Here is a 21,441-nt window from a genome sequence, read left to right as displayed (position 1 = left end):
GGTCCCAGACTCTGGGTTTCCGGGGTCCCGGGGTCCCGGGGTCCCGAGGTCCCCGGTCCTCAAGGCCCAGGTCCTCAAGACCCAGGTCGCCGGTGTCTGAGGTTTCCAGGGTCCCGGGTCGTCGGCGTCCGAGGTTGCGAGCAGCCGGAGTTACTCGTGCCCGGAGTTACCGGTGCCCGGGATCGCCGGGGCCCGGGGCCGCTGGAATCGCCGGACGTATCGGGGGTGCCAGAGACGCCGGGGACTCCAGGGGCACCAGGGGCACTAGGCCGTTTCTTCTGGATCACCTCGCTGACCAGATGAAGATGCCTGTGAGGTGGAGGGCGGCGAGGTAGATGGTGGCGGTCTTGTCGTAGCGGGTGGCCAGGCCGCGCCATTGCTTGATCTTGTTGATGCACCGTTCGACGGTGTTCCGCTGTTTGTATGCTTCGCGCTCGAAAGCTGGAGGGCGCCCACCACGACGGCCGAGCCGTTTGCGGTTCGCAGTCTGGTCGATGGGCTGGGGGATCACCGCCCGGATCCCACGGCGCCGCAGGTAGGTGCGGATCGCGCGGGATGAGTACGCCTTGTCCGCGAGGACCACATGAGGCGTCGTCCGTGGCCTGCCGACCGGACGGGGCACCCGGACCTTCGCCATCACCTCGGGGAATGCAGGGGCGTCACCAGCCTGGCCGGGCGTGATGACGAAGGCCAGAGGACGGCATCGGCTGTCTGCCGCCAAGTGGATCTTCGTCGTTAGCCCTCCACGAGAACGTCCAAGCGCATGGTGGTCCGGCTCGCCGGCCAGCGCCCCCTTTTGCGGGCTCCGGCCGCGTGCTGGTGAGCACGAACGACGGTGGAGTCGACCGCGACGACCCAGTCGAGATCGCCCTCGGCGTCGGCCTGGGCGTCGGCCTGGGCGAGCAACGCGGTGAAGACACTCTTCCAGGTGCCGTCGGCCGCCCACTTTCGCAGCCTGTTGTGGACGCCCTTCCACGAACCGAAGTGCTCGGGCAGATCCGTCCAGGGGATCCCGGTGCGGTACTTGAACACGATCGCGTCGATCACCTGCCGGTGATCCCGCCAGCGCCCACCCCGCCTCGGCGTCCGATCCGGCAACAACGGCTCGATCCGCGCCCACTGCGCATTACTCAACGACACGCCCCGACGAACGACCCGCACCTTCCAAGGCAACGGCTGCCCGTTGCACCCGTCAGACGGGCCGCAGGACCTGATCAGGCTCTGCGGAAGCGGCCGTGGCGAATTCGGCGAAGCCCATGTTGCCGAGCGTCACGTTCACATGGACCGAGTGCACCGCGGCGGGCGCGGCCCGGAACTCCCGGGGCTCCGGCGACTCGACGAGTTCCTGGTAGTAGACGGGATCAAGGTCACCCTCGTCCTCCCAGACCGTCGACAGAGCCAGCAGCGCCCGCGTCGGCGACTGCATCGTGTGACAGTCGGCGACGAAGACGACACTCAGGTATTCGTCATCGTCCACCGCGGCAAGAACCTCATCAGCTATCGCTCCCGACCAATTGGGGGCGTCGACCACCTGCACCCGTGCGGGAAACTCGCCGTCCGGCCCCCACGGCCGGCGAAGCTCCCCGACCACCGCAGTCCACGACTCTTCGTCGCTGAAGTCGGTCCTGATGACGAGAGCGTCGAACATGTCGCGTCCGACGATCTCAGGCAGCACTCGCTCAAGGCCCTCCGGCATCGTCATGCACAGGACTCTCCCACGCCGCACCGACAATCAGCTTCCTCGGGAGTGATCCAGAGGAAACGACCTAGGGCCGCCAGGGCCATCGGGGATGCCAGGGGCACCGGAGACATCGGCGGCACCAGGGACATCGGCGGCACCGGGGGCCCCAGCCGCGCCGGCAGCATCGGCCGCGTCGCCGCCTGGACCCCCCACCTCCCGTGCCCGGACCCTCAGCAGGGTCCGCTCGCTCTCGTTGCGCGTGAGCGCCGCCGCTCGTTCGAATTCCGTGCGGGCCTCCGTCGGGCGGCCCAGGCGGGCCAGGAGGTCGCCTCGTACGCTCGGGAGCAGGTGGTAGCGGGCCAGGGACGGTTCCGATGTGAGGGCGTCGACCAGGGGGAGCGCCGCCGCCGGGCCCCGGGCCATCGACACGGCCACCGCGCGGTTCAGTTCGACGACCGGGGAGGGCGTCAGGGTGCCGAGCCGTCCGTAGAGCGCGGCGATGGTCTCCCAGTCCGTCTCCTCGTACGAGGCGGCCCGTGCGTGGCAGGCCGCGATCGCCGCCTGGAGGGCGTACGGGCCGTACGAGCGTCCGTCACCGGCCCGTGCCAGGGCCGCGTACCCCCTTCGGATCAGCAGCCGGTCCCAGCGGCGGCGGTCCTGGTCGGCGAGGAGCACCGGGCGTCCGTCGGGGCCGGTGCGGGCGGCGGTCCGGGAGGCCTGGAGTTCCAGGAGGGCGGCCAGACCCTGGGCCTCCCCCTCGTCGGGGGCGAGGGCGGCGAGGACCCGGGCGAGCCGCAGTCCGTCCTCGCAGAGTCCCGGCCGCAGCAGATCGTCGCCCGCCGTCGCCGCGTACCCCTCGTTGAAGATCAGATAGACGACTTCGAGGACGGAGCCGAGCCGGGCGGCCCGCGCCTGCCCGTACGGCACCTCGAACTCCACGCCCGCCCTCGCGAGCGCCCGCTTGGCCCGGGTGATCCGCGCGGCGACGGTCGCCTCGGGGACGAGGAAGGCGCGGGCGATCTCGTCCGTGCGCAGCCCGCCGACGAGCCGCAGGGTCAGCGCGGCGCGCGCCTCGGCCGAGAGCACCGGATGGCAGGTGGTGAAGATCAGCCGCAGCACGTCGTCGTCGATGTCGCCGGGGCCCGCCGGCTCGGGGTCGTACGCCTCCTCCGTGAGCGTCCGGCCCACCTCGGCGAGCTTTCTCGCGTACGTCTCGCGCCGTCGGACGAGGTCCACGGCGCGATGCTTGGCGGCGGCCGTCAGCCAGGCTCCCGGCCGCTCGGGGACTCCCGTCCCCGGCCACTGTTCGAGGGCGGCGACGAGGACGTCCTGCGCGATCTCCTCGGCGATGCCGACGTCCCGGACGATCCGCGCGGCCGTGGCGACGATCCGCGGGGACTCCATCCGGAAGACCGTGTCGAGGGTGCTCCGCACCTGGCCGGTGCCGTGTGCCGTCACGTCTCCCATGACAGCACACGGCACCGACAACGGCCCGGAGTCAGCCCTCCGGCATCTCCTCGACCTCGCGCAGTTCGAGGCCCACCGTCCAGTGCGGCGGGTGGACGGCCAGGAAGCGACGGGACCACTCCATGGCCTCGGCCCGGTCCTTGCACTGCATCAGGGCGTACCCCCCGACGACCTCCTTGGTCTCGGTGAACGGCCCGTCCGTGACGGAGACCTTCCCGCCCGACCAGGTGAGGCGGCTGGCCTCGGCGGTCGGCTTGAGGCCCGCCGTGTCGAGCATGACGCCCGCCTTGGTGATCTCCTCGAAGAGCGCGCCCATGCGCTCCTGGAAGCCGGGATCGGCGTCCGCCATGTCGATCGTGTTCTCCTCGATGCGGACCAGGGACAGATAGCGGGGCATGACGACTCCTCGCGGGTGCGGTGGCGGGGCCGTTCCCCGCCTCTCACTCATACGTCGAACGGGCCCGCCCCGCATCGACAGTCCCGCCGGAGAAATTTCCCCGCGCCCCGGCGGAGCCCCTCGGGCGGGTCCTCCGGCGGGGCGTCTCAGACGTAGTCCTCCAGGCGCGCCACCGTGAAGCCCTGTTCCTGGATACGGCGCAGCATGGTGGCCGTCATCTCGGTCATCGTCCGGCCCTTCAGCTCGGCGGGGCCCCGGAAGTGGGCCAGGATGATGTCGCCGGGGCGCAGCTTCCGGTCGCCGCGCTGGTACTGCATGTTCTTGATCTGCATGGACTCGCGCCAGAGCACGATCGCGTCCGCCCCGCATTCCCCGGCCGCCGCGCGCGTGTCCTCGTTCCAGTTGCCGTAGGGCGGGCGGAAGAGGCGCGGGGCCGTGCCGTACCGCTGCTCCAGTCTGGTCCGCTGGCCGCAGATCTCCTCGCGCTGTGCCGTCCGGGAGAGGGTGCGCAGGTCGGGGTGGGTGAGGGTGTGGTTGGCGAGACCGTGGCCCTGGGCGACGAGCGGGGCGAAGTAGCCGTAGTCGCTCCGTATGGCGGAGTCGGTGAGGAACATGGTGACGGGGATCCTCAGCTCCGCCATCATCGCCACGAAGGCGGGGTCCTTCTCCGCGCCGTCGTCGATGGTGATGAAGACGATCTTCTCGGTGGTGGGTATCTCGCTGATCACCGGCACCGGGCCGCCGGACGGGCGCCGCACCGGCTTGACGGCGGGCGGGGCGGGCGCGGGCGCGAAGGGCTTGAGACCCCACTTGCGGTACGCGGCTTCGGAGGCGACGGCGCTTCCCGGGGCCCCGGGGGCGGGTGGGACGGCGGAGTCGGTGGGGGTGCCGGTGGTGGAACCGGCGGCGGTCGGGGTGGTCGTCGCTTCGGACCCCGGCGTCGCCGCGCCGGAGGCCCCTGCCCCCGCTCCGGCCCCTGCTTCCGCCCCCGCCGTCGCCGTGCAGCCGGTCACCAGCAGGGTCACGGCGGTCAGCGCCGCCCAGAGCGCGATCGTCTTCTTCACGCGGTGTCTGATGGACACCACGATCGAATGGTTGCTCGATATTCGTACGTGTGGCCGACTTAACGGGCCTCAGGGGCCACCCTCACGGGGGCACCCTCACAAGGGACACCCCCAGGGGGCCGCCCCTAGTCGTCGACCGCCTCGAAGCGCCATCGGTGCACCGGACGGGTGATGAGCGAGGCCTCCGGCTCGGGCAGTTCCGGCAGTTCCGTGTCGAAGGCGTCCGTCTCCCACCAGGTCAGGACGAGGACCCGGTCCTGTGGGGCGCGGAAGATCTCGCGGCGCAGCGGCTCGTCGGCGAGGACCTGGGCCCTGGCCCATTCGAGGAGTTCGGGGCCCCTGCCCCGGGCGGCCCGCGCCTCCCACATGAGCGTGAGCCTCACGAGTACAGGTTCTCCTTGCTGACCTCGTGCACATGGTCGTGGTCGTGCGTGTGCGCGTGGGCGCCCGGCACGTGCGGGTCCGTGACCGGCAGCGAGGAGTCCGCCGAGAGTTCCAGGTCGGAGGCGGCCCGGTTGCGGGCGACCATCTCGGAGCCGAGGGCGGCGACCATCGCGCCGTTGTCCGTGCACAGTCCGGGCCGGGGCACCCGCAGCCGGATGCCGGCGCGCTCGCAGCGCTCCTGGGCGAGGGCCCGCAGCCGCGAGTTGGCGGCGACCCCGCCACCGATCATCAGATGGTCGACACCCTCGTCCTTGCAGGCGCGGACGGCCTTGCGGGTGAGGACGTCGACGACGGCCTCCTGGAAGGACGCGGCCACGTCCCGCACGGGCACGTCCTCGCCCGCCGCGCGCTTGGCCTCGATCCAGCGGGCGACGGCCGTCTTCAGACCGGAGAAGGAGAAGTCGTACGCCGGGTCCTTCGAGCCGCTCAGCCCGCGCGGGAAGGCGATGGCCGCCGGGTCGCCCTCCCTGGCGAGCCGGTCGATGACCGGTCCGCCGGGGAAGCCGAGGTCGAGCACCCGGGCGATCTTGTCGAAGGCCTCGCCCGCCGCGTCGTCGATGGTGGCGCCCATCGGGCGCACATCGGAGGTGATGTCGGCGGAGAGCAGCAGCGAGGAGTGCCCGCCGGAGACGAGCAGGGCCATCGTCGGCTCGGGCAGCTTGCCGTGCTCCAGCTGGTCGACGCAGATGTGCGAGGCGAGGTGGTTGACGCCGTAGAGCGGCTTGCCGAGGGCGTACGCGTACGCCTTGGCCGCCGAGACGCCGACGAGCAGCGCGCCCGCGAGGCCGGGGCCGGCGGTGACGGCGATGCCGTCGAGGTCCTTCGGGGAGACGCCCGCCGTCTTCAGGGCGCGCTCGATCGTCGGGACCATGGCCTCCAGATGGGCGCGGGAGGCGATCTCGGGCACGACGCCGCCGAAGCGCGCGTGGGTGTCGACGCTGGACGCGATGGCGTCCGCGAGGAGCGTGGTCCCGTGGACGATGCCGACGCCGGTCTCGTCGCAGGAGGTCTCGATGCCGAGTACGAGCGGTTCGTCAGCAGCCATCAGAATCAGTCTCTGTTCCTTGAACGGTCAGTCGCATCACGAGCGCGTCCACGTTTCCCGGCTGGTAGTAGCCGCGCCGGAAACCGATGGGCTCGAAGCCGAAGCGCTCGTAGAGCTTCTGGGCCCGGGTGTTGTCCACGCGCACTTCGAGCAGGACCTCGTCGCACTCGAAGGCGGTGGCTTCCTTGAGGAGATCGGTGAGGAGCCGGGCGCCGAGCCCGCTGCCCCACTGGTCGCGGGCGACGGCGATGGTCTGCACGTCGCCGAGCCCGCCGGCCGCCGCGAGGCCCGCGTAACCGACGAGCCGCCCGTCGGCCGGGTCCTCCGCCACGACGTAGTGACGGGTGGCCCGAGGCCCCCTGGCGTGCGCCAGCTCCGACCAGAACATCCCCTCCGACCAGGCGTCCTCGGGGAAGAGCGCGGCTTCGAGGGCGAGCACGGGCTCGATGTCCCACCAGCGCATCCCCCGCAGCACGGCCCCGGTCTCGGCGGCGCTCACTTGGGGGTGACCACCTTGTAGTTCTTCGGCACCTGGGCGTCGGGGCGGCGCAGGTACATCGGCCGCGGGTCCAGGAAGCCCTCGCCGCCGGCCGCGAGGCGCTCCGCCGCGAGGGCGGCGAGCGCGGCGGCCGACTGGTGCTCGGGGTCGCGGGCGTCGGGGAAGGCCTCGGGGTAGAGCCGGGCGCCCGCGCCGACCACGGGGAGCCCCGCGAGCCGCTCGGCGATGTCGGCGGGCCGGTCGACGGCCGCGTCGGTCACCCGGGTGCGGGAGTCCTCGTAGCGCGCCCAGTAGACCTCCTTGCGGCGCGCGTCGGTCGCGACGGCGAAGGGGCCCTCGATCCCGGAGGCGTACGCGAGGCCGTCGAGGGTGCACAGACCGTGGACGGGCACCCCGAGCGCGGAGGCGAAGGTGGCGGCGGTGACCAGACCGACCCGGAGCCCGGTGTACGGGCCGGGGCCGACGCCGACGACGATCCCGGTGACCGCGTCGAGCCTCAGCCCGGCTTTCTTGAGGACCCGGTCGACGGCGGGCAGCAGCAGCTCTCCGTGACGGCGGGCGTCGACCTGCTCCGAGGAGCCGACGACGGTCTCCCCGTCGTGGAGGGCGACGGTGACGGCGGGGGTGGCGGTATCCATGGCGAGCAACAGCACGCGAACAGCCTACGGCTCCCGGGCCCGGTGCCCCGCCGCCCGCTCCCCCGGCTGCTACCGTCACCCTTCGATACGTTCGTACGAAAGGTGGGCACGGTGGCACGGAGCAGCTCGGGATTCGTGGCCGGGCTCACGGCGGCGGGCGTCGCCGCGGTCTGCTTCCTCGCCTACCAGGCCTCGGCCACCGTCCCCGCTCCCGCCGATCTGGCGGCGCCCTCCACCAAGCCCACGACGGCCGCTCCCGCGGTCTCGCCGAGCGGCGGCTCCAAGCCCTCGGCCGGGAAGCCCCCGGCCGTCCCGGCGGCCTCGGGCACCGGGGAGCGCGTGGTGTACGCGCTCGGCGAGCGCCGGGTGTGGCTGGTCGACGCGAAGGGCAAGGCGAGCCGTACGTTCACGGTGATGCCGAGCACGGTGGACCCGCGGCCCGGCGCGTACAACGTGACGTCCCGCTCGGGCACGGTCCGCGGCACGGACGGCGTCCAGATCGAGCATGTGGTGCGGTTCACGGTCGCGCAGGACGTGGCGATCGGCTTCAGCGCGGCGGTCGACGGCTCGACGCCGGCCCCGGACCCGGCGCGCAAGACCGGCGGCATCCGCATGAAGCGGGCCGACGGGGACGCGCTGTGGACGTTCGCGGTGATCGGCGCGAAGGTCGTCGTCGTCGCGTAACGCGGCTCCCGGACCCGCCCTCACACCCCTCGCGCGCCCCTCTTACGGGCCCTCACGCGCCCCTCGGGCCACGTTCGCGCCCCCGTAAAGGCCGTGCTCGCGCCCCTCAGGCCGCCCTGGTCCGTGTCACCGGCTCCGGGCGGCCCTTCCCGTATCCGTGTCCGGGGCGCTCCGGCCCGGTTCTCGGCGGCGGGGTCGAGAGCGTGCGGGCGGCCACGCAGGACGCCAGCAGTTCGCTCATCGGGACGTGGTCGGGCGTGGGTTCCGCGCGCTCCGGCGTCGCCATGCATGCCTCCCGTAGTTAGGTACACCTAACCAGCTCGTGCCTCCATGTGACCACGGAGCGAGGGGCCGATGCAACATCTTCCCGACACGTTGTCGGAATCTACCGGAGCGGTCAGAGCGCGCCCAGTTCCTCGTCGGCCCAGCGCGCCCCGATCCCGCGCAGTTCGACCGTGCGCCGGTCGTCGTCCGTGTCGCCGGTCACCCGGTGGATCAGCAGGTGCAGCCGGTCCTCGGTCAGCTCCTCGACCTTGCCGTCGCCCCACTCGACCACCACCACGGAGTCGGGCAGCGACACGTCGAGATCGAGGTCCTCCATCTCGTCGAGACCGCCGCCGAGCCGGTACGCGTCCACGTGCACCAGGGCCGGACCGCCGACCAGCGAGGGGTGGACCCGGGCGATGACGAAGGTGGGCGAGGTCACGGCCCCGCGCACCCCCAGGCCCTCGCCGAGGCCCCGGGTCAGGGTGGTCTTCCCCGCGCCCAGCTCGCCGGTGAGCATGACGAGGTCGCCGGGGCGGAGGATCTTCGCGAGCCGACGGCCGAGGTCCGTCATGCGCTCGGGGGAGTCGACGGAGAGGGTGGCGCCGGAGACGGGCGGGTGCGCTGCTTCCATACCGGCCAACTTAGCCCGTTCCGGAAAGCGGCCGGTTCCCTCAGTCGCCGACGGGGAGCGCCCCCGCCCGCACCAGCAGCTCCGCGAGCCGGTCGGTGACCGCCTCCGGGTGCTCAAGCATCACCAGATGGCCCCCGTCCGGGACGATCACCAGCTCCGCGTCGGGCAGCAGGGCGGCGATGGCCTCGGTGTGCGAGCCGGGTGTCACCAGGTCGTGGTCACCGGCGAGGGCGAGGACCGGCAGCCCGTCCAGTATGGCGAGGGCGGCGGCCTTGTCGTGCTCGGTGAAGGCCGGGTAGAAGGCGGCGACCACGTCGATCGGGGTCGCCTCCAGCATCCGCTCGGCGAACCGGGCCACCGCCGGGTCCACGTCCTTCGACGCGAACGAGTACTTCCTGACGAGCCCGGCGAACAGGTCGGCGGTCGCCCTGCGCCCCCGCTCGACCAGCTCGGGCTGGGTGCCGAGGGCCCGCAACACCCCCGGCAGGACCCGGCGCACCGCGTTGACCCCGGCGACCGGGAGGCCGTACGACACCTCTCCGAGGTTCCCCGCCGAGGTGCCGACGAAGGCGACGCCCGCGACCCGCTCGCGGAAGAACTCCGGGTACCGCTCGGCGAGCGCCATCACCGTCATGCCGCCCATCGAATGCCCGACCAGGACCAGCGGCCCCTCGGGCGCGGCGGCGTCCAGGACGGTCTTGAGGTCGCGGCCCAGCCGGTCCATGGTGACCGGCACTCCGTCGGGCCCGCCCTGCGAGACGCCCTGCCCGGAGCGCCCGTGACCGCGCTGGTCCCAGTGGACGGTCCGGACGAGCCCGCGCAGCGCGGCCCGCTGGAAGTGCCAGGAGTCCTGGTTGAGGCAGTAGCCGTGACTGAAGACGACGGTGAGGGGCGGGGCGGGCCTGTCCCCGAAGAGCCGCCGCCGACGGGCCTCCAGGTCGGGGTCACTGGCCCCACCGGTCCCGCCGGTCCCACCGGTCCCACTGGTCCTGCGGGCCCCGCTGGCCTCGTGGGCCCCGCCGGTTTCATGGGTCCCACTGGCCTCGTGGGCTCCGCCGGTCCCATGGGTCCCGCCGGTCTCGCGGGTCCTGTCGACCTCACCGACCCCACCGAACCTGTCGACCCCACGGGCCCCGTCGACCCCACCGGCCCCATCGGTCCCACCGGCCCCACCGACCTCGTCGACCTCGTCGACCTCGTAATACAAGACGGTCGAGTCGTCGGCGAGTGCCCGGCCCGGGGTTCCGCGCAGCCCCCCGTACGGCCCGGTGGCGTCGAGGTCGAGCCGGGCCTTGCGGCGTACGGAGCGGCCCACGGTGAGCCGTTCCACGGCCACTCCGGCGGCGGCGCCCGCCGCGAGCACGCCGAGGGCGGCGCCGGCGAATCCGGCGCGCCGCCACGTACCGGTGCCACTGGACTCGCCCACGGTTCCCCCTCTGTCCGCTCTATCCGCCCAGGTAGACGCGCGGGACCCGCGCGCCGATCCGGGTGACGATCTCGTACGCGATGGTGTCGGCGGCCACCGCCCAGTCCTCGGCGGTCGGTTCGCCCTCGTCGCCGGGGCCGAACAGGACGGCCTCGGTGCCCGGCTCCGGCGTCAGCCCGTCGAGGTCCACGACGAACTGGTCCATGGCGACCCGCCCGGCGACCGTGCGTCGGTGACCGTCGATCAGGACCGGGCCCCGGCCCGAGGCGTGCCGGGGGACGCCGTCGGCGTAGCCGAGCGGGACCAGGCCCAGGGTCGTGTCGGTGCCGGTGACGTAGTGGTGGCCGTAGCTGACGCCGTGACCGGCCGGGACCCGCTTCACCAGGGCGACGCTCGCCTTGAGCGACATCACCGGGCGCAGACCGAGGTCGGCGGAGGTGCCGAGTTCGGGGCTCGGCGAGACGCCGTACATCGCGATCCCGGGCCGGACCAGGTCGAAATGGGCCTCGGGGAGGGTGAGGGTGGCGGGCGAGTTCGCGATGTGCCGGACCTCGGGGTCGATCCCCGCCTTCTCGGCGTGGTCGATCATCGAACGGAAGACGTCGAGCTGCGCGGCGATGGAGGGGTGGTGGGGCTCGTCCGCGCAGGCGAAGTGCGACCAGAGGCCGGTGACCTTGACCAGGCCCTCGGCCTCGGCCGCGAGGGCCCGGTCCACCAGCTCGGGCCAGTCGGCGGGCTGGCAGCCGTTGCGGCCCAGACCGGTGTCGGCCTTGAGCTGGATCCTGGCCGTCCCGCCGGTCGCGCGGGCCGCCGCGACGACCTCCTCCAGGGCCCACAGGCCGCTCACCGACATGTCGAGACCGGCCTCGATGCCCTGGTCCCAGGGGTCGCCCGGGGTCCAGAGCCAGCACATCACCGGCACGTCCACGATCCCTGCGGCGCGCAGCGCGAGCGCCTCGTGCGGGGTGGCCGTGCCGAGCCAGTCAGCGCCCGCGTCCAGGGCGGCACGGGCACAGCGCACCGCGCCGTGTCCGTACGCGTCGGCCTTCACGACGGCCATGATCCGTACGTGGGGGGCGATGCGGGCGCGCAGCGTGCGGACGTTCGCACGCAGCGCGCCGAGGTCGATCTCGGCGCGGGCTCTGCGGGGCTGGGCTGTCTCAGTCATCGCGCCCAGTCTCTCAGGTGCGGGCACCGGGACCGCTTCCCCGTCCGGGAAGGCGGTGACGACGGGCCGGGGGAACGCCGCCGAGAGGGCATGGGGAACGGACGCCTGAGGGGGCGTCGGGAACCGCGCCGTCCGGGACCGCGCTGTCCGGGACCCCCCCCTGCGAGCCCGCACCGCCCGGGACCACGCCGTCGGGGGCCGCGCCGTCCGAGACCGAGGCTGCGCCGCCCGAGCCCGCGCCGTCCGGGACCGCACCGTCCGGGACCGCACCGTCCGGGGCCGCGCCGTCCGGGACCGCACCACCCGGGGCCGCGCCGTCCGGGACCGCACCACCCGGGGCCGAGGCCGCACCACCCGGGGCCGCGCCGTCCGGGACCGCACCGCCCGGGGCCGAGCCCGCGCCGCCCAAGGCTCCCCCCTCCCTACTCCCCCGCCCGCACATCCCCCCACGCCCCCGGCAGCGCGTCCGCGATGTCGCCCGCCGTCGCCGGGGCGCGGTCGTGGGAGGCGCGGCGGGCCGCGAGGCCGTGCAGGTAGGCGGCGCAGGAGGCCGCGTCCACCGGGGGCAGTCCGGCCGCGAGGAGCGAGCCCGCGAGGCCGGAGAGGACGTCGCCGGTGCCCGCCGTGGCCAGCCAGGCGGTCCCGGTGGGGTTCACCCGTACGGGACCGCCCGCCGGGCCGAGGACCAGCGTCGTGGAGCCCTTGAGCAGCACCGTCGCGCCGTACCGGGCCACGAGTTCCCGTACCGCCGCGAGCCGGCCCGTCTCCACCTCCGCTCGGGTGACGCCCAGGAGCGCCGCCGCCTCGCCCGCGTGCGGAGTGAGCAGGGTCGGGGCGCTGCGGGCCCGTACCAGGGCGGGATCGAGACCCCGCAGCCCGTCGGCGTCGACGAGCACCGGCACGTCGGAGGCGAGGACGTCGGCGGCCCCCGGCTCGTCGCCGAGGCCGGGCCCGACCACCCAGGCCTGCACCCGTCCGGCCCGGTCCGGCGGCCCGGCGTGGACCAGGGTCTCGGGGTGGGCCGCGATCACCGCGTCGGCGGCCGGGCCGACGTACCGCACGGCGCCCGCGCCGCCGCGCAGCGCCGCCGTGACGGTGAGGACGGCCGCGCCCGGGTAGCGGGCGGACCCGGCGACGACGCCGAGGACACCGCGCCGGTACTTGTCGCTCTCCGCGCCCGGCGCGGGCAGCAGCCGGGCCACGTCACGGTGCTGGAGCGCCTCCAGATCGGGCACGCCGGGCAGTTCGTCGCCGAGCCCGATGTCGACGAGCCGCAGGGCGCCCGCGTAGGAGCGCGCGGGGTCGACGAGGAGCGCGGGCTTGTACGTGCCGAAGGTGACGGTGGCGTCGGCCCGCAGCGCCTCCCCTGAGACCTCGCCGGTGTCCGCGTCGACGCCACTGGGCAGGTCGACGGCGACGACGACGGCTCCGGAACCGCGTGCGGCGCGGGCGACGGGCACGGCGTCGGGGCGCAGACCGCCGCGCCCGCCGATGCCGGTGATGCCGTCGAGGACGAGATCGGCGGCGGCGAGCGGTTCGAACGGGTCGTCGGCGATCCGGCCCCCGGCCCGCCGGAGGGCGGTGAGCCCGCCCTCGTGGGCGCGGGAGCCGAGGAGGACGGCGGTGACCCCGGCGCCGCGCCGGGCGAGCCGGGCTCCGGCGTGGAGGGTGTCACCGCCGTTGTCGCCGCTGCCGACGAGGAGGACGACCCTCGCCCCGTAGACCCGCCCCTTGCCGAGCAGCGAGCAGCAGGCGGCGGCGAGCCCGGCGGCGGCCCGCGCCATGAGGGCCCCTTCGGGAAGCCGCGCCATGAGCACGGCTTCGGCGGCCCGTACGGTCTCCACGCGGTGTGCGGTACGCATGGGGGCAGTCTGCCGCAGGCCTCGGCGCCGTGTCCTGGGACGGGGGCGGACACGCGGGGCCCGGAAGGCGTTCCGGCCCCCAGGCCACCCCCTCGTCACCGCCCTCCCTCGTCACCGCCTTCTCCCTCGTCACCTCCCTCCCCCCTCGCCCCTCCCTCCCCCCTCGCCCCTCCCTGTCGTCCCCTCCCCCTCAGCCCTCCGCGATGACCACCGCCGACGCGACCCCCGCGTCATGGCTGAGGGAGACGTGCCAGTGCTTGACGCCCAGTTCGGCGGCGCGGGCCGCCACCGTGCCCCGGACGCGGAGGCGGGGCTGGCCGGTGCCCTCGACGTACACCTCGGCGTCGGTCCAGTGCAACCCGCCCGGCGCACCCAGCGCCTTGGCCAGGGCTTCCTTCGCGGCGAAGCGCACCGCGAGGGAGGCCGGGCCGCGCCGTTCGCCGCTGGGCAGCAGCATCTCGCGTTCGACGAAGAGGCGTTGCAGCAGCCCCGGTGTCCGTTCCACGGACGCGGCGAACCGGTCGATCTCCGCCACGTCGATCCCCACCCCAATGATCATCTTCTGCTCACTCCACGGTCACCGATTTGGCCAGGTTGCGCGGCTGGTCTACCTCGTTGCCCCGTGCGGTGGCCAGCTCGCAGGCGAAGACCTGGAGCGGCACCGTGGAGACCAGCGGCTGAAGCAGCGTAGGCGTGACGGGGATGCGGATGAGATGGTCGGCGTACGGGACGACGGTCTCGTCCCCCTCCTCGGCGATGACGATGGTGCGGGCGCCCCGCGCCCTGATCTCCTGGATGTTGGAGACGATCTTGTCGTGGAGGAGGGAGCGGCCCTGCGCCGACGGCACCACGACGACCACCGGCAGATCCTCCTCGACCAGCGCGATCGGCCCGTGCTTCAGCTCCCCCGCGGCGAAGCCCTCGGCGTGCATGTACGCGAGTTCCTTGAGCTTCAGGGCGCCTTCCAGGGCGACCGGGTAGCCGACGTGCCGGCCGAGGAAGAGCACCGTGTTCTTGTCGGCGAGGGAGCGGGCCAGGGCCCGTACCGGCTCCATGGTCTCCAGGACGCGCTCGACCTCGTCGCCGATCCTGGCCAGCTCGCGGACGACCGCGTGGATCTCGTCGCCCCACTGCGTGCCGCGCACCTGCCCGAGGTAGAGGGCGAGGAGGTAGCAGGCGACGAGCTGGGTGAGGAACGCCTTGGTGGAGGCGACGGCGACCTCGGGCCCGGCGTGGGTGTAGAGCACGGCGTCCGATTCGCGGGGGATCGTGGAGCCGTTGGTGTTGCAGACGGCGAGGACCTTCGCGCCCTGCTCGCGGGCGTGCCGCAGGGCCATCAGGGTGTCCATGGTCTCGCCGGACTGGGAGATGGCGACGACCAGGGTCCGCCGGTCGAGGATGGGGTCGCGGTAGCGGAACTCGCTGGCCAGCTCGACCTCGCAGGGGATGCGGGTCCAGTGCTCGATGGCGTACTTGGCGATGAGCCCGGCGTGGAAGGCGGTGCCGCAGGCGATGACGACGATCTTGTCGGCCTCGCGCAGCACGCTGTCGGGGATGCGCACCTCGTCGAGGGTGAGCCGCCCTTCGCCGTCGATCCGGCCGAGGAGGGTGTCGGCGACCGCCTTGGGCTGCTCGGCGATCTCCTTGAGCATGAAGTGGTCGTAGCCGCCCTTCTCGGCGGCGGAGGCGTCCCAGTCGACGTGGAAGGCGCGGACGTCGGCGGGCGCTCCGTCGAAGTCGGTGACGGTGACGCCGTCCCTGGTCAGCTCGACGACCTGGTCCTGACCGAGTTCGATCGCCGAGCGGGTGTGGGCGATGAAGGCGGACACGTCGGAGGCGAGGAAGTTCTCGCCCTCGCCGACGCCGACGACCAGCGGCGAGTTGCGGCGGGCGCCGACGACGGTGCCGGGCTGGTCGGCGTGCACGGCGACCAGGGTGAACGCCCCTTCGAGACGCCGGCACACCAGCCGCATGGCCTCGGCCAGGTCACCGGCGGAGGAGAACTCCTCGGCGAGGAGATGGGAGACGACCTCGGTGTCGGTCTCGGAGAGCAGCTCGTGGCCGCGCCCGGCGAGTTCCCAGCGCAGGGCGGCGAAGTTCTCGATGATGCCGTTGTGGACGACGGCGACCCGCCCCGCGTTGTCCAGGTGCGGATGCGCGTTGACGTCGGTCGGCCCGCCGTGGGTGGCCCAGCGGGTGTGCCCGATGCCCACGGAGCCCCCCGCGAGGGGCCGCTCGACGAGTTCCTTCTCCAGGTTGACGAGCTTGCCCGCCTTCTTGGCCGAGGCGAGTCCCCCGTCGGAGAGCACCGCGACACCGGCCGAGTCGTAGCCCCGGTATTCGAGCCTCTTGAGGCCCGCGACCACCACATCAAGCGCCGACTGCCCGCCGACGTATCCCACGATTCCGCACATGTCGGCAGCGTACGGCGGAAGACGCCGGGAGCAGGGGGTACGCGCGGAGGGCCACACCTCCGGGTGGCTCCGGCGCCGACGACACCCACCGCACGCCCCTGGGCCCCGCCCCCGCACGCCCCCGAGCCCCCTCCCGTACGCCCCTGAGCCCCGCCCCCGTACGTCCCCGGGCCCCGCCCCGTACGCCGCGAGTCCTCCTCCCCCACCGAGGTCGCCCGTCCCCCTCCCCCACGTGACCCACCCCACCCCCCACGCCCCCGGTCCAGCCGGGACAATGGCGGGGTGATCACTTCGCCGCCACGAAGCGCCAACGGGGCGAGCCCCTACGTCGACCTCACCCGGGACGAGTGGAGCGCCCTGCGCGACAAGACGCCGTTGCCGCTGACCGCCGAGGAGGTCGAGCGGCTGCGGGGGCTCGGGGACGTCATCGACCTCGACGAGGTCCGGGACGTCTACCTTCCCCTGTCGCGCCTGCTCAACCTGTACGTGCAGGCCACCAGCGGGCTGCGCGGCGCCCTGAACACCTTCCTCGGGGAGAGCGGGGAGCAGCGCGGCACCCCGTTCGTCATAGGCGTCGCCGGTTCCGTCGCCGTCGGCAAGTCGACGGTGTCCCGGCTGCTTCAGGCGCTGCTCGCCCGCTGGCCGGAGCACCCGCGCGTGGAGCTGGTCACCACGGACGCCTTCCTGTACCCGATGGAGGAGCTGAAGGCGCGCGGGCTGATGTCCCGTAAGGGTTTCCCCGAGTCGTACGACCGCCGGGCGCTGACCCGGTTCGTCGCGGACATCAAGGCGGGCAAGCCGGAGGTCACCGCCCCGGTCTACTCGCACCTGATCTACGACCGGGTGCCCGACGAGCGGCTGGTCGTGCGCCGCCCGGACATCCTGATCGTGGAGGGCCTGAACGTCCTCCAGCCGGCCCTGCCCGGCCAGGACGGCAGGACACGGGTCGGGCTCGCCGACTACTTCGACTTCTCGGTGTACGTGGACGCGCGCCCGGAGGACATCGAGCGCTGGTACCTCAACCGGTTCCGCAAGCTGCGCGACACCGCGTTCCAGAACCCGTCCTCGTACTTCCAGCGCTACACCCGGGTCTCCGAGGACGAGGCCCTCGACTACGCCCGCACGATGTGGCGGACCATCAACAAGGTGAACCTCCTGGAGAACGTGGCCCCGACCCGGGGCCGGGCGACGCTCGTGGTCCGCAAGGGCCCCGACCACAAGGTGCAGAAGCTGAGCCTGCGCAAGCTCTGACGGCCACGGGCGACATGCGCGCGGGCCGGCGCGTCGACCAGCACGCCGACATGCACGTCGACATGCTCGTGGGCACGAAGAAGGCCCCGCCGTACCGGAGTTCCGGTGCGGCGGGGCCTTCCGCTGCATGACGATGCCTCAACAAGCCTAGCCCAGCGCGGACTTCACCACATCCGCGAGGCGCTGCGCGACCGCGCGGGCCTGCTCGATGTCGGCCGCCTCGACCATGACGCGGACCAGCGGCTCGGTGCCGGAGGGGCGCAGCAGGACCCGGCCGGTGGAGCCCAGCTCCTGCTCGGCGGCGGTGACGGCGGCGGCGAGGTCGCCGGAGGTGGTGACCCGGGACTTGTCGACGTCGGGGACGTTGATGAGGACCTGCGGCAGCCGCTCCATGACCCCGGCGAGTTCGGCGAGGGTCGAGCCGGTGGCGGCGACGCGCGCGGCCAGCATCAGGCCGGTGAGGGTGCCGTCGCCGGTGGTGGCGTGGTCGAGGACGATGACGTGCCCGGACTGCTCGCCGCCGAGCGCGTAGCCGTGCTCCTTCATGGACTCCAGGACGTAGCGGTCGCCGACGGCGGTCTGGACGAGGTTCAGCCCCGCGCCCTCCATGGCGAGCTTGAAGCCCAGGTTGGACATGACGGTGGCGACGACGGTGTCCCCGCGGAGCGTCCCCGCCTCGCGCATGGCGAGGGCGAGCACGGCAAGGATCTGGTCCCCGTCGACCTCGTCGCCCCGCGCGTCGACGGCGAGGCAGCGGTCGGCGTCGCCGTCGTGGGCGATGCCGAGGTCCGCGCCGTGCTCGACGACGGCGGCACGGAGCAGCTCCAGATGGGTGGAGCCGCAGCCGTCGTTGATGTTGAGGCCGTCGGGCTGGGCGCCGATGGTGACGACCTCGGCTCCGGCGCGGGCGAAGGCCTCGGGCGAGACGCGGGCGGCGGCGCCGTGGGCCTCGTCGAGGACGACCTTGAGGCCGTCGAGGCGGTTGGGGAGGACGGCGATGAGGTGGGCGACGTAGGTGTCGAAGCCCTCGTCGTAGTCGCGGACGCGGCCGACTCCGGCGCCGGTGGGGCGCTCCCAGGGGGCGCCGGTGCGGTGCTCCTCGTAGACGGACTCGATCTTGTCCTCCAGCTCGTCGGCGAGCTTGTGGCCGCCGCGCGCGAAGAACTTGATGCCGTTGTCGGGCATGGCGTTGTGGCTGGCGGAGAGCATCACGCCGAGGTCGGCGCCGAGGACGCCGGTGAGGTGGGCGACGGCCGGGGTGGGCAGCACGCCGACGCGCAGCACGTCGACACCGGCGGAGGCCAGCCCGGCGACCACGGCGGCTTCGAGGAACTCTCCGGAGGCGCGGGGGTCACGTCCGACCACGGCGGTCGGCCGATGGCCCGCGAAGCTGCCGGTCTCGGCGAGCACGTGCGCCGCCGCTACGGACAGGCCGAGCGCCAGCTCCGCCGTCAGGTCCGCGTTGGCCACACCGCGTACGCCGTCCGTGCCGAAGAGTCGTCCCACAGCATTCCTCCGAATTTACGTGCCCGAGCCGGTGCAAGAGATGATGAAAAAAACGTACGCCCCGACGGCACGAGAAGTGCCGCCGGGGCGTACGAAAGCAGACCGAGCAGGCGATTAACGCTTGCTGTACTGCGGAGCCTTACGGGCCTTCTTGAGACCGGCCTTCTTGCGCTCGACCGCACGGTCGTCGCGGGAAAGGAAGCCGGCCTTCTTCAGCGCCGGGCGGTTGTTCTCGACGTCCGCCTCGTTCAGCGCACGGGCCACGCCGAGGCGCAGGGCGCCGGCCTGGCCGGAGACACCGCCACCCGCGATGCGGGCGATGACGTCGTAGCGGTTGTCGAGTTCGAGCACCTTGAAGGGCTCGTTGACTTCCTGCTGGTGCACCTTGTTGGGGAAGTAGTCCTCAAGGGTGCGACCGTTGATCTTCCACTTGCCGGTGCCCGGAACGATCCGGACGCGGGCGATGGCGTTCTTGCGACGGCCCAGGCCGGCGGCCGGCTGCGGGTCGCCGAAGCGGGACGCGAGCGACTCGGAGGTGTAGTCACCCTCGACCAGCTCGGTCTCGGTGGTGTACTCCTCGACGCCCTCGAACTCGTCGACGGGGGTCTCGGGGGTGGTCTCGGCCACGATGCTCCTCAGATTTCTTTCGTTCTTAGGGGGTGTGGCCGGAACTACTGCGCGACCTGGGTGATCTCGAACGGAACCGGCTGCTGCGCAGCGTGCGGGTGGTTCTCGCCCGCGTAGACCTTCAGCTTCGAGAGCATCTGACGGCCCAGGGTGTTCTTGGGGATCATGCCCTTGATGGCCTTCTCGACGGCCTTCTCGGGGTTCTTGGCCAGCAGCTCGTCGTAACGGACGGAGCGCAGACCACCCGGGAAGCCGGAGTGGCGGTACGCCAGCTTCTGGGTCTTCTTGTTGCCGGACAGGTGAACCTTGTCGGCATTGATGATGATGACGAAGTCGCCCATGTCCATGTGGGGGGCGTAGACCGGCTTGTGCTTGCCTCGCAGGAGGTTGGCTGCCGTGGTCGCCAGACGGCCCAGGACGATGTCCTGCGCGTCGATGATGTGCCACTGGCGAGTGACATCGCCGGGCTTGGGGCTGTACGTACGCACTTCGTAGCCTTCGCTTCTTCAGTGGATGGAGTCCAGACACACCTGAAGCGATCATGCAGCTGGGGCCTGCACTGCCGGGACACCGCCCGTATGCGAGCCACTGGTAACTGCTCCAGGGAACCTGCGTAAAGGCCCTTCGCGTGAAAACACGCGAAGCCGATACGCATAACAAAGCGCAACACTACCCGCGCCACCCCGGGCGGGTCAAAACGCGCCGCCCCTACCGCGCCCGCTCCACCCGGCGCTCGTCCCACACCGGCTCCGTCGTCTCCCGGACGACGCCGTCCGAGCCGAAGACCAGATAGCGGTCGAAGCTCTTCGCGAACCACCGGTCGTGGGTCACCGCGAGCACCGTGCCCTCGTACGCCTCCAGACCGTCCTGAAGGGCCTCGGCCGATTCCAGGTCCAGGTTGTCCGTCGGCTCGTCGAGCAGCAGCGCCGTCGTCCCGGCCAGCTCCAGAAGAAGGATCTGGAACCGGGCCTGCTGCCCGCCCGAGAGCTTGTCGAACGACTGGTCGCCCTGCCGCTCCAGCTCGTAGCGGCGCAGCATCGACATCGCCGCGCCCCGGTCCTTGGCGTGCTCCGTCCACAGGATGTCGACCAGCGGCCGGCCGGCCAGCTCCGGATGCGCGTGGGTCTGCGCGAAGTGCCCCGGCACCACGCGCGCCCCCAGCCTCCACTCCCCCGTGTGGGCGACCGTGGGATCCCCGGCGAGCAGCCGCAGGAAGTGCGACTTGCCCGAGCCGTTCGAGCCGAGGACGGCGACCCGCTCCCCGTAGAAGACCTCCAGGGAGAACGGCTTCATCAGCCCGGTCAGCTCAAGGTTCTCGCAGGTCACCGCCCGTACACCGGTACGCCCGCCGCGCAGCCGCATCCGGATGTCCTGCTCGCGCGGCGGCTCCGGCGGCGGCCCCGCCTCCTCGAACTTCCGCAGCCGGGTCTGCGCCGCCGCGTACCGCGAGGCCATCTCGTGGGAGACCGCCGCCGCCTGCCGCAGGTTGACGACCAGCTTCTTCAGCTGGGCGTGCTTCTCCTCCCAGCGCCGCTTCAGCTCCTCGAAGCGCGCGAACCGCTCCCGGCGCGCCTCGTGGAAGGTGTCGAACCCGCCGCCGTGCACCCAGACGTCCGAACCGGCGGGCCCCGGCTCCACCGCGATGATCTTTTGCGCGGCCCGGGAGAGCAGCTCCCGGTCGTGCGAGATGAACAGCACGGTCTTACGGGTCTCCCGGAGCCGCTCCTCAAGCCACCGCTTGCCGGGCACGTCCAGATAGTTGTCCGGCTCGTCCAGGAGCAGCACCTCGTCCTGGCCGCGCAGCAGCGACTCCAGGACGAGCCGCTTCTGCTCGCCCCCGGAGAGCGTCCTGACCTGCCGGAACTGCGCCTTCTCGTACGGCATGCCGAGCGCGGCGGTGGTGCAGATGTCCCAGAGGGTCTCGGCCTCGTACCCCTGCACCTCGGCCCAGTCGCTGAGCGCCTGCGCGTACGTCATCTGCGCGGCCTCGTCGTCGACGGTCATGATCAGGTGCTCGGCCGCGTCGACCGCCCGCGCCGCCTCCCGGATGCGCGGGTGCGCCACCGAGACCAGCAGGTCACGGACGGTGGACTCGTCCCGTACGGAGCCCACGAACTGCGGCATCACACCGAGCCCGCCGCTGACGGTGACGGAGCCGCCGTGCGGCTGGAGCTCCCCGGCGATCATCCGGAGGAGGGTGGTCTTCCCGGCGCCGTTGGCCCCGACCAGGGCGACGACGGCCCCCTCCCCCACCCGGAAGGAGGCATCCCCGAGGAGGACCCTCCCGTCGGGAAGGTAGTACTCCAGATGCGCGGCCTCGACATGTCCCATGAAGTGCATTGTCGCCGCCCGCCGGGGCCAGGCCCAACC

The 21,441-nt window shown here is 72.7% G+C and carries 21 protein-coding genes and 1 pseudogene; 2 read left to right on the top strand and 20 right to left on the bottom strand.

Going from position 1 to position 21,441, the window contains the following annotated elements:
- Positions 1 to 283: 283 nt before the first annotated feature.
- The 9 genes and pseudogenes from BU197_RS17230 to tsaB all read right to left on the bottom strand — a co-directional run bounded on the left by BU197_RS17230 (position 284) and on the right by tsaB (position 7,250).
- Positions 284 to 1,161: pseudogene (locus BU197_RS17230) on the bottom strand (IS5 family transposase).
- Between the two features lie 31 nt (positions 1,162 to 1,192).
- Positions 1,193 to 1,702 (bottom strand): DUF6924 domain-containing protein, encoded by a 510-nt coding sequence (locus BU197_RS17225; protein ID WP_223183285.1) that lies wholly within the window; start codon positions 1,700 to 1,702, stop codon positions 1,193 to 1,195.
- A 30-nt stretch (positions 1,703 to 1,732) separates the two neighbouring features.
- Complete coding sequence (locus BU197_RS17220; protein ID WP_188269161.1) at positions 1,733 to 3,148, bottom strand: RNA polymerase sigma factor; 1,416 nt, start codon at positions 3,146 to 3,148, stop codon at positions 1,733 to 1,735.
- A gap of 31 nt (positions 3,149 to 3,179) precedes the next feature.
- The gene (locus BU197_RS17215; RefSeq protein ID WP_188269160.1) at positions 3,180 to 3,545 is read right to left on the bottom strand and encodes a YciI family protein; all 366 of its coding nucleotides are present in this window, start codon (positions 3,543 to 3,545) and stop codon (positions 3,180 to 3,182) included.
- A 146-nt stretch (positions 3,546 to 3,691) separates the two neighbouring features.
- Positions 3,692 to 4,630 carry a polysaccharide deacetylase family protein gene (locus BU197_RS17210; protein ID WP_317452193.1) on the bottom strand — a complete coding sequence of 313 codons (939 nt, stop codon included), beginning with the start codon at positions 4,628 to 4,630 and terminating at the stop codon, positions 3,692 to 3,694.
- Positions 4,631 to 4,734: 104 nt separating this feature from the next.
- Positions 4,735 to 4,977 (bottom strand): hypothetical protein, encoded by a 243-nt coding sequence (locus BU197_RS17205; protein ID WP_188269202.1) that lies wholly within the window; start codon positions 4,975 to 4,977, stop codon positions 4,735 to 4,737.
- Between the two features lie 11 nt (positions 4,978 to 4,988).
- The gene (tsaD, locus tag BU197_RS17200) at positions 4,989 to 6,098 is read right to left on the bottom strand and encodes a tRNA (adenosine(37)-N6)-threonylcarbamoyltransferase complex transferase subunit TsaD (RefSeq protein ID WP_188269159.1); all 1,110 of its coding nucleotides are present in this window, start codon (positions 6,096 to 6,098) and stop codon (positions 4,989 to 4,991) included.
- Positions 6,088 to 6,561: a ribosomal protein S18-alanine N-acetyltransferase gene (gene rimI / locus BU197_RS17195; protein ID WP_188269201.1), complete on the bottom strand. Its 474-nt coding sequence runs from the start codon at positions 6,559 to 6,561 to the stop codon at positions 6,088 to 6,090. The genes tsaD and rimI overlap by 11 nt, the downstream gene beginning before the upstream one ends.
- 32 nt (positions 6,562 to 6,593) lie before the next feature.
- Entirely contained in the window at positions 6,594 to 7,250 is a 657-nt protein-coding gene (tsaB, locus tag BU197_RS17190) for a tRNA (adenosine(37)-N6)-threonylcarbamoyltransferase complex dimerization subunit type 1 TsaB (RefSeq protein ID WP_188269158.1), read from the bottom strand.
- Positions 7,251 to 7,346: 96 nt separating this feature from the next.
- Here tsaB and BU197_RS17185 point away from each other — a divergent pair, with 96 nt between their 5' ends.
- Positions 7,347 to 7,919, top strand: a complete 573-nt coding sequence (locus tag BU197_RS17185; protein WP_317452194.1) for a hypothetical protein — start codon at positions 7,347 to 7,349, stop codon at positions 7,917 to 7,919.
- A 106-nt stretch (positions 7,920 to 8,025) separates the two neighbouring features.
- Here the strand turns inward: BU197_RS17185 and BU197_RS17180 are convergent, their stop codons facing one another.
- The 7 genes from BU197_RS17180 to glmS all read right to left on the bottom strand — a co-directional run bounded on the left by BU197_RS17180 (position 8,026) and on the right by glmS (position 15,687).
- Positions 8,026 to 8,205 (bottom strand): hypothetical protein, encoded by a 180-nt coding sequence (locus BU197_RS17180; RefSeq protein ID WP_188269157.1) that lies wholly within the window; start codon positions 8,203 to 8,205, stop codon positions 8,026 to 8,028.
- A gap of 111 nt (positions 8,206 to 8,316) precedes the next feature.
- A complete protein-coding gene (gene tsaE / locus BU197_RS17175; RefSeq protein ID WP_188269156.1) occupies positions 8,317 to 8,817 on the bottom strand; it encodes a tRNA (adenosine(37)-N6)-threonylcarbamoyltransferase complex ATPase subunit type 1 TsaE in 501 nt (166 codons plus the stop codon).
- 40 nt (positions 8,818 to 8,857) lie between these two features.
- A complete protein-coding gene (locus BU197_RS17170; RefSeq protein WP_317452195.1) occupies positions 8,858 to 10,243 on the bottom strand; it encodes an alpha/beta hydrolase in 1,386 nt (461 codons plus the stop codon).
- A gap of 19 nt (positions 10,244 to 10,262) precedes the next feature.
- Positions 10,263 to 11,411, bottom strand: a complete 1,149-nt coding sequence (gene alr, locus BU197_RS17160; protein ID WP_188269155.1) for an alanine racemase — start codon at positions 11,409 to 11,411, stop codon at positions 10,263 to 10,265.
- A gap of 422 nt (positions 11,412 to 11,833) precedes the next feature.
- On the bottom strand, positions 11,834 to 13,273 hold the full coding sequence (locus BU197_RS17155; protein WP_188269154.1) for an NAD(P)H-hydrate dehydratase: 1,440 nt from the start codon (positions 13,271 to 13,273) through the stop codon (positions 11,834 to 11,836).
- 190 nt (positions 13,274 to 13,463) lie between these two features.
- Positions 13,464 to 13,832, bottom strand: coding sequence for a holo-ACP synthase (locus BU197_RS17150; protein WP_188269153.1), 369 nt, complete (start codon positions 13,830 to 13,832; stop codon positions 13,464 to 13,466).
- Positions 13,833 to 13,839: 7 nt separating this feature from the next.
- Positions 13,840 to 15,687 carry a glutamine--fructose-6-phosphate transaminase (isomerizing) gene (gene glmS, locus BU197_RS17145; RefSeq protein ID WP_188269152.1) on the bottom strand — a complete coding sequence of 616 codons (1,848 nt, stop codon included), beginning with the start codon at positions 15,685 to 15,687 and terminating at the stop codon, positions 13,840 to 13,842.
- Between the two features lie 282 nt (positions 15,688 to 15,969).
- Between glmS and coaA the strand changes: the two genes are divergently transcribed.
- Positions 15,970 to 16,938: a type I pantothenate kinase gene (gene coaA / locus BU197_RS17140; RefSeq protein WP_188269151.1), complete on the top strand. Its 969-nt coding sequence runs from the start codon at positions 15,970 to 15,972 to the stop codon at positions 16,936 to 16,938.
- Positions 16,939 to 17,085: 147 nt separating this feature from the next.
- Here the strand turns inward: coaA and glmM are convergent, their stop codons facing one another.
- The 4 genes from glmM to BU197_RS17120 form a co-directional block, all read right to left on the bottom strand.
- Positions 17,086 to 18,444, bottom strand: coding sequence for a phosphoglucosamine mutase (gene glmM / locus BU197_RS17135; protein ID WP_188269150.1), 1,359 nt, complete (start codon positions 18,442 to 18,444; stop codon positions 17,086 to 17,088).
- A 114-nt stretch (positions 18,445 to 18,558) separates the two neighbouring features.
- Positions 18,559 to 19,071 (bottom strand): 30S ribosomal protein S9, encoded by a 513-nt coding sequence (rpsI, locus tag BU197_RS17130; protein ID WP_188269149.1) that lies wholly within the window; start codon positions 19,069 to 19,071, stop codon positions 18,559 to 18,561.
- A 44-nt stretch (positions 19,072 to 19,115) separates the two neighbouring features.
- Complete coding sequence (rplM, locus tag BU197_RS17125) at positions 19,116 to 19,559, bottom strand: 50S ribosomal protein L13 (RefSeq protein ID WP_148005774.1); 444 nt, start codon at positions 19,557 to 19,559, stop codon at positions 19,116 to 19,118.
- Positions 19,560 to 19,779: 220 nt separating this feature from the next.
- Positions 19,780 to 21,402 (bottom strand): ABC-F family ATP-binding cassette domain-containing protein, encoded by a 1,623-nt coding sequence (locus BU197_RS17120; protein ID WP_188269148.1) that lies wholly within the window; start codon positions 21,400 to 21,402, stop codon positions 19,780 to 19,782.
- Positions 21,403 to 21,441 lie beyond the last annotated feature (39 nt).

The organism is Streptomyces sp. CBMA291, assembly GCF_014596525.1.
Classification (GTDB): Bacteria; Actinomycetota; Actinomycetes; order Streptomycetales; family Streptomycetaceae; genus Streptomyces.
Note: the sequence above shows the minus strand (reverse complement) of the source record. Positions and strands in the feature narration are given on the sequence as shown.

Coding starts and splice junctions, on each gene's coding strand:
- BU197_RS17225 (WP_223183285.1), bottom strand. CDS start 1,702: ATGACGATGCCGGAGGGCCTTGAGCGAGTGCTGCCTGAGATCGTCGGA.
- BU197_RS17220 (WP_188269161.1), bottom strand. CDS start 3,148: ATGGGAGACGTGACGGCACACGGCACCGGCCAGGTGCGGAGCACCCTC.
- BU197_RS17215 (WP_188269160.1), bottom strand. CDS start 3,545: ATGCCCCGCTATCTGTCCCTGGTCCGCATCGAGGAGAACACGATCGAC.
- BU197_RS17205 (WP_188269202.1), bottom strand. CDS start 4,977: ATGTGGGAGGCGCGGGCCGCCCGGGGCAGGGGCCCCGAACTCCTCGAA.
- tsaD (WP_188269159.1), bottom strand. CDS start 6,098: ATGGCTGCTGACGAACCGCTCGTACTCGGCATCGAGACCTCCTGCGAC.
- rimI (WP_188269201.1), bottom strand. CDS start 6,561: ATGCGCTGGTGGGACATCGAGCCCGTGCTCGCCCTCGAAGCCGCGCTC.
- BU197_RS17180 (WP_188269157.1), bottom strand. CDS start 8,205: ATGGCGACGCCGGAGCGCGCGGAACCCACGCCCGACCACGTCCCGATG.
- tsaE (WP_188269156.1), bottom strand. CDS start 8,817: ATGGAAGCAGCGCACCCGCCCGTCTCCGGCGCCACCCTCTCCGTCGAC.
- alr (WP_188269155.1), bottom strand. CDS start 11,411: ATGACTGAGACAGCCCAGCCCCGCAGAGCCCGCGCCGAGATCGACCTC.
- BU197_RS17155 (WP_188269154.1), bottom strand. CDS start 13,273: ATGCGTACCGCACACCGCGTGGAGACCGTACGGGCCGCCGAAGCCGTG.
- BU197_RS17150 (WP_188269153.1), bottom strand. CDS start 13,832: ATGATCATTGGGGTGGGGATCGACGTGGCGGAGATCGACCGGTTCGCC.
- glmS (WP_188269152.1), bottom strand. CDS start 15,687: ATGTGCGGAATCGTGGGATACGTCGGCGGGCAGTCGGCGCTTGATGTG.
- BU197_RS17120 (WP_188269148.1), bottom strand. CDS start 21,402: ATGGGACATGTCGAGGCCGCGCATCTGGAGTACTACCTTCCCGACGGG.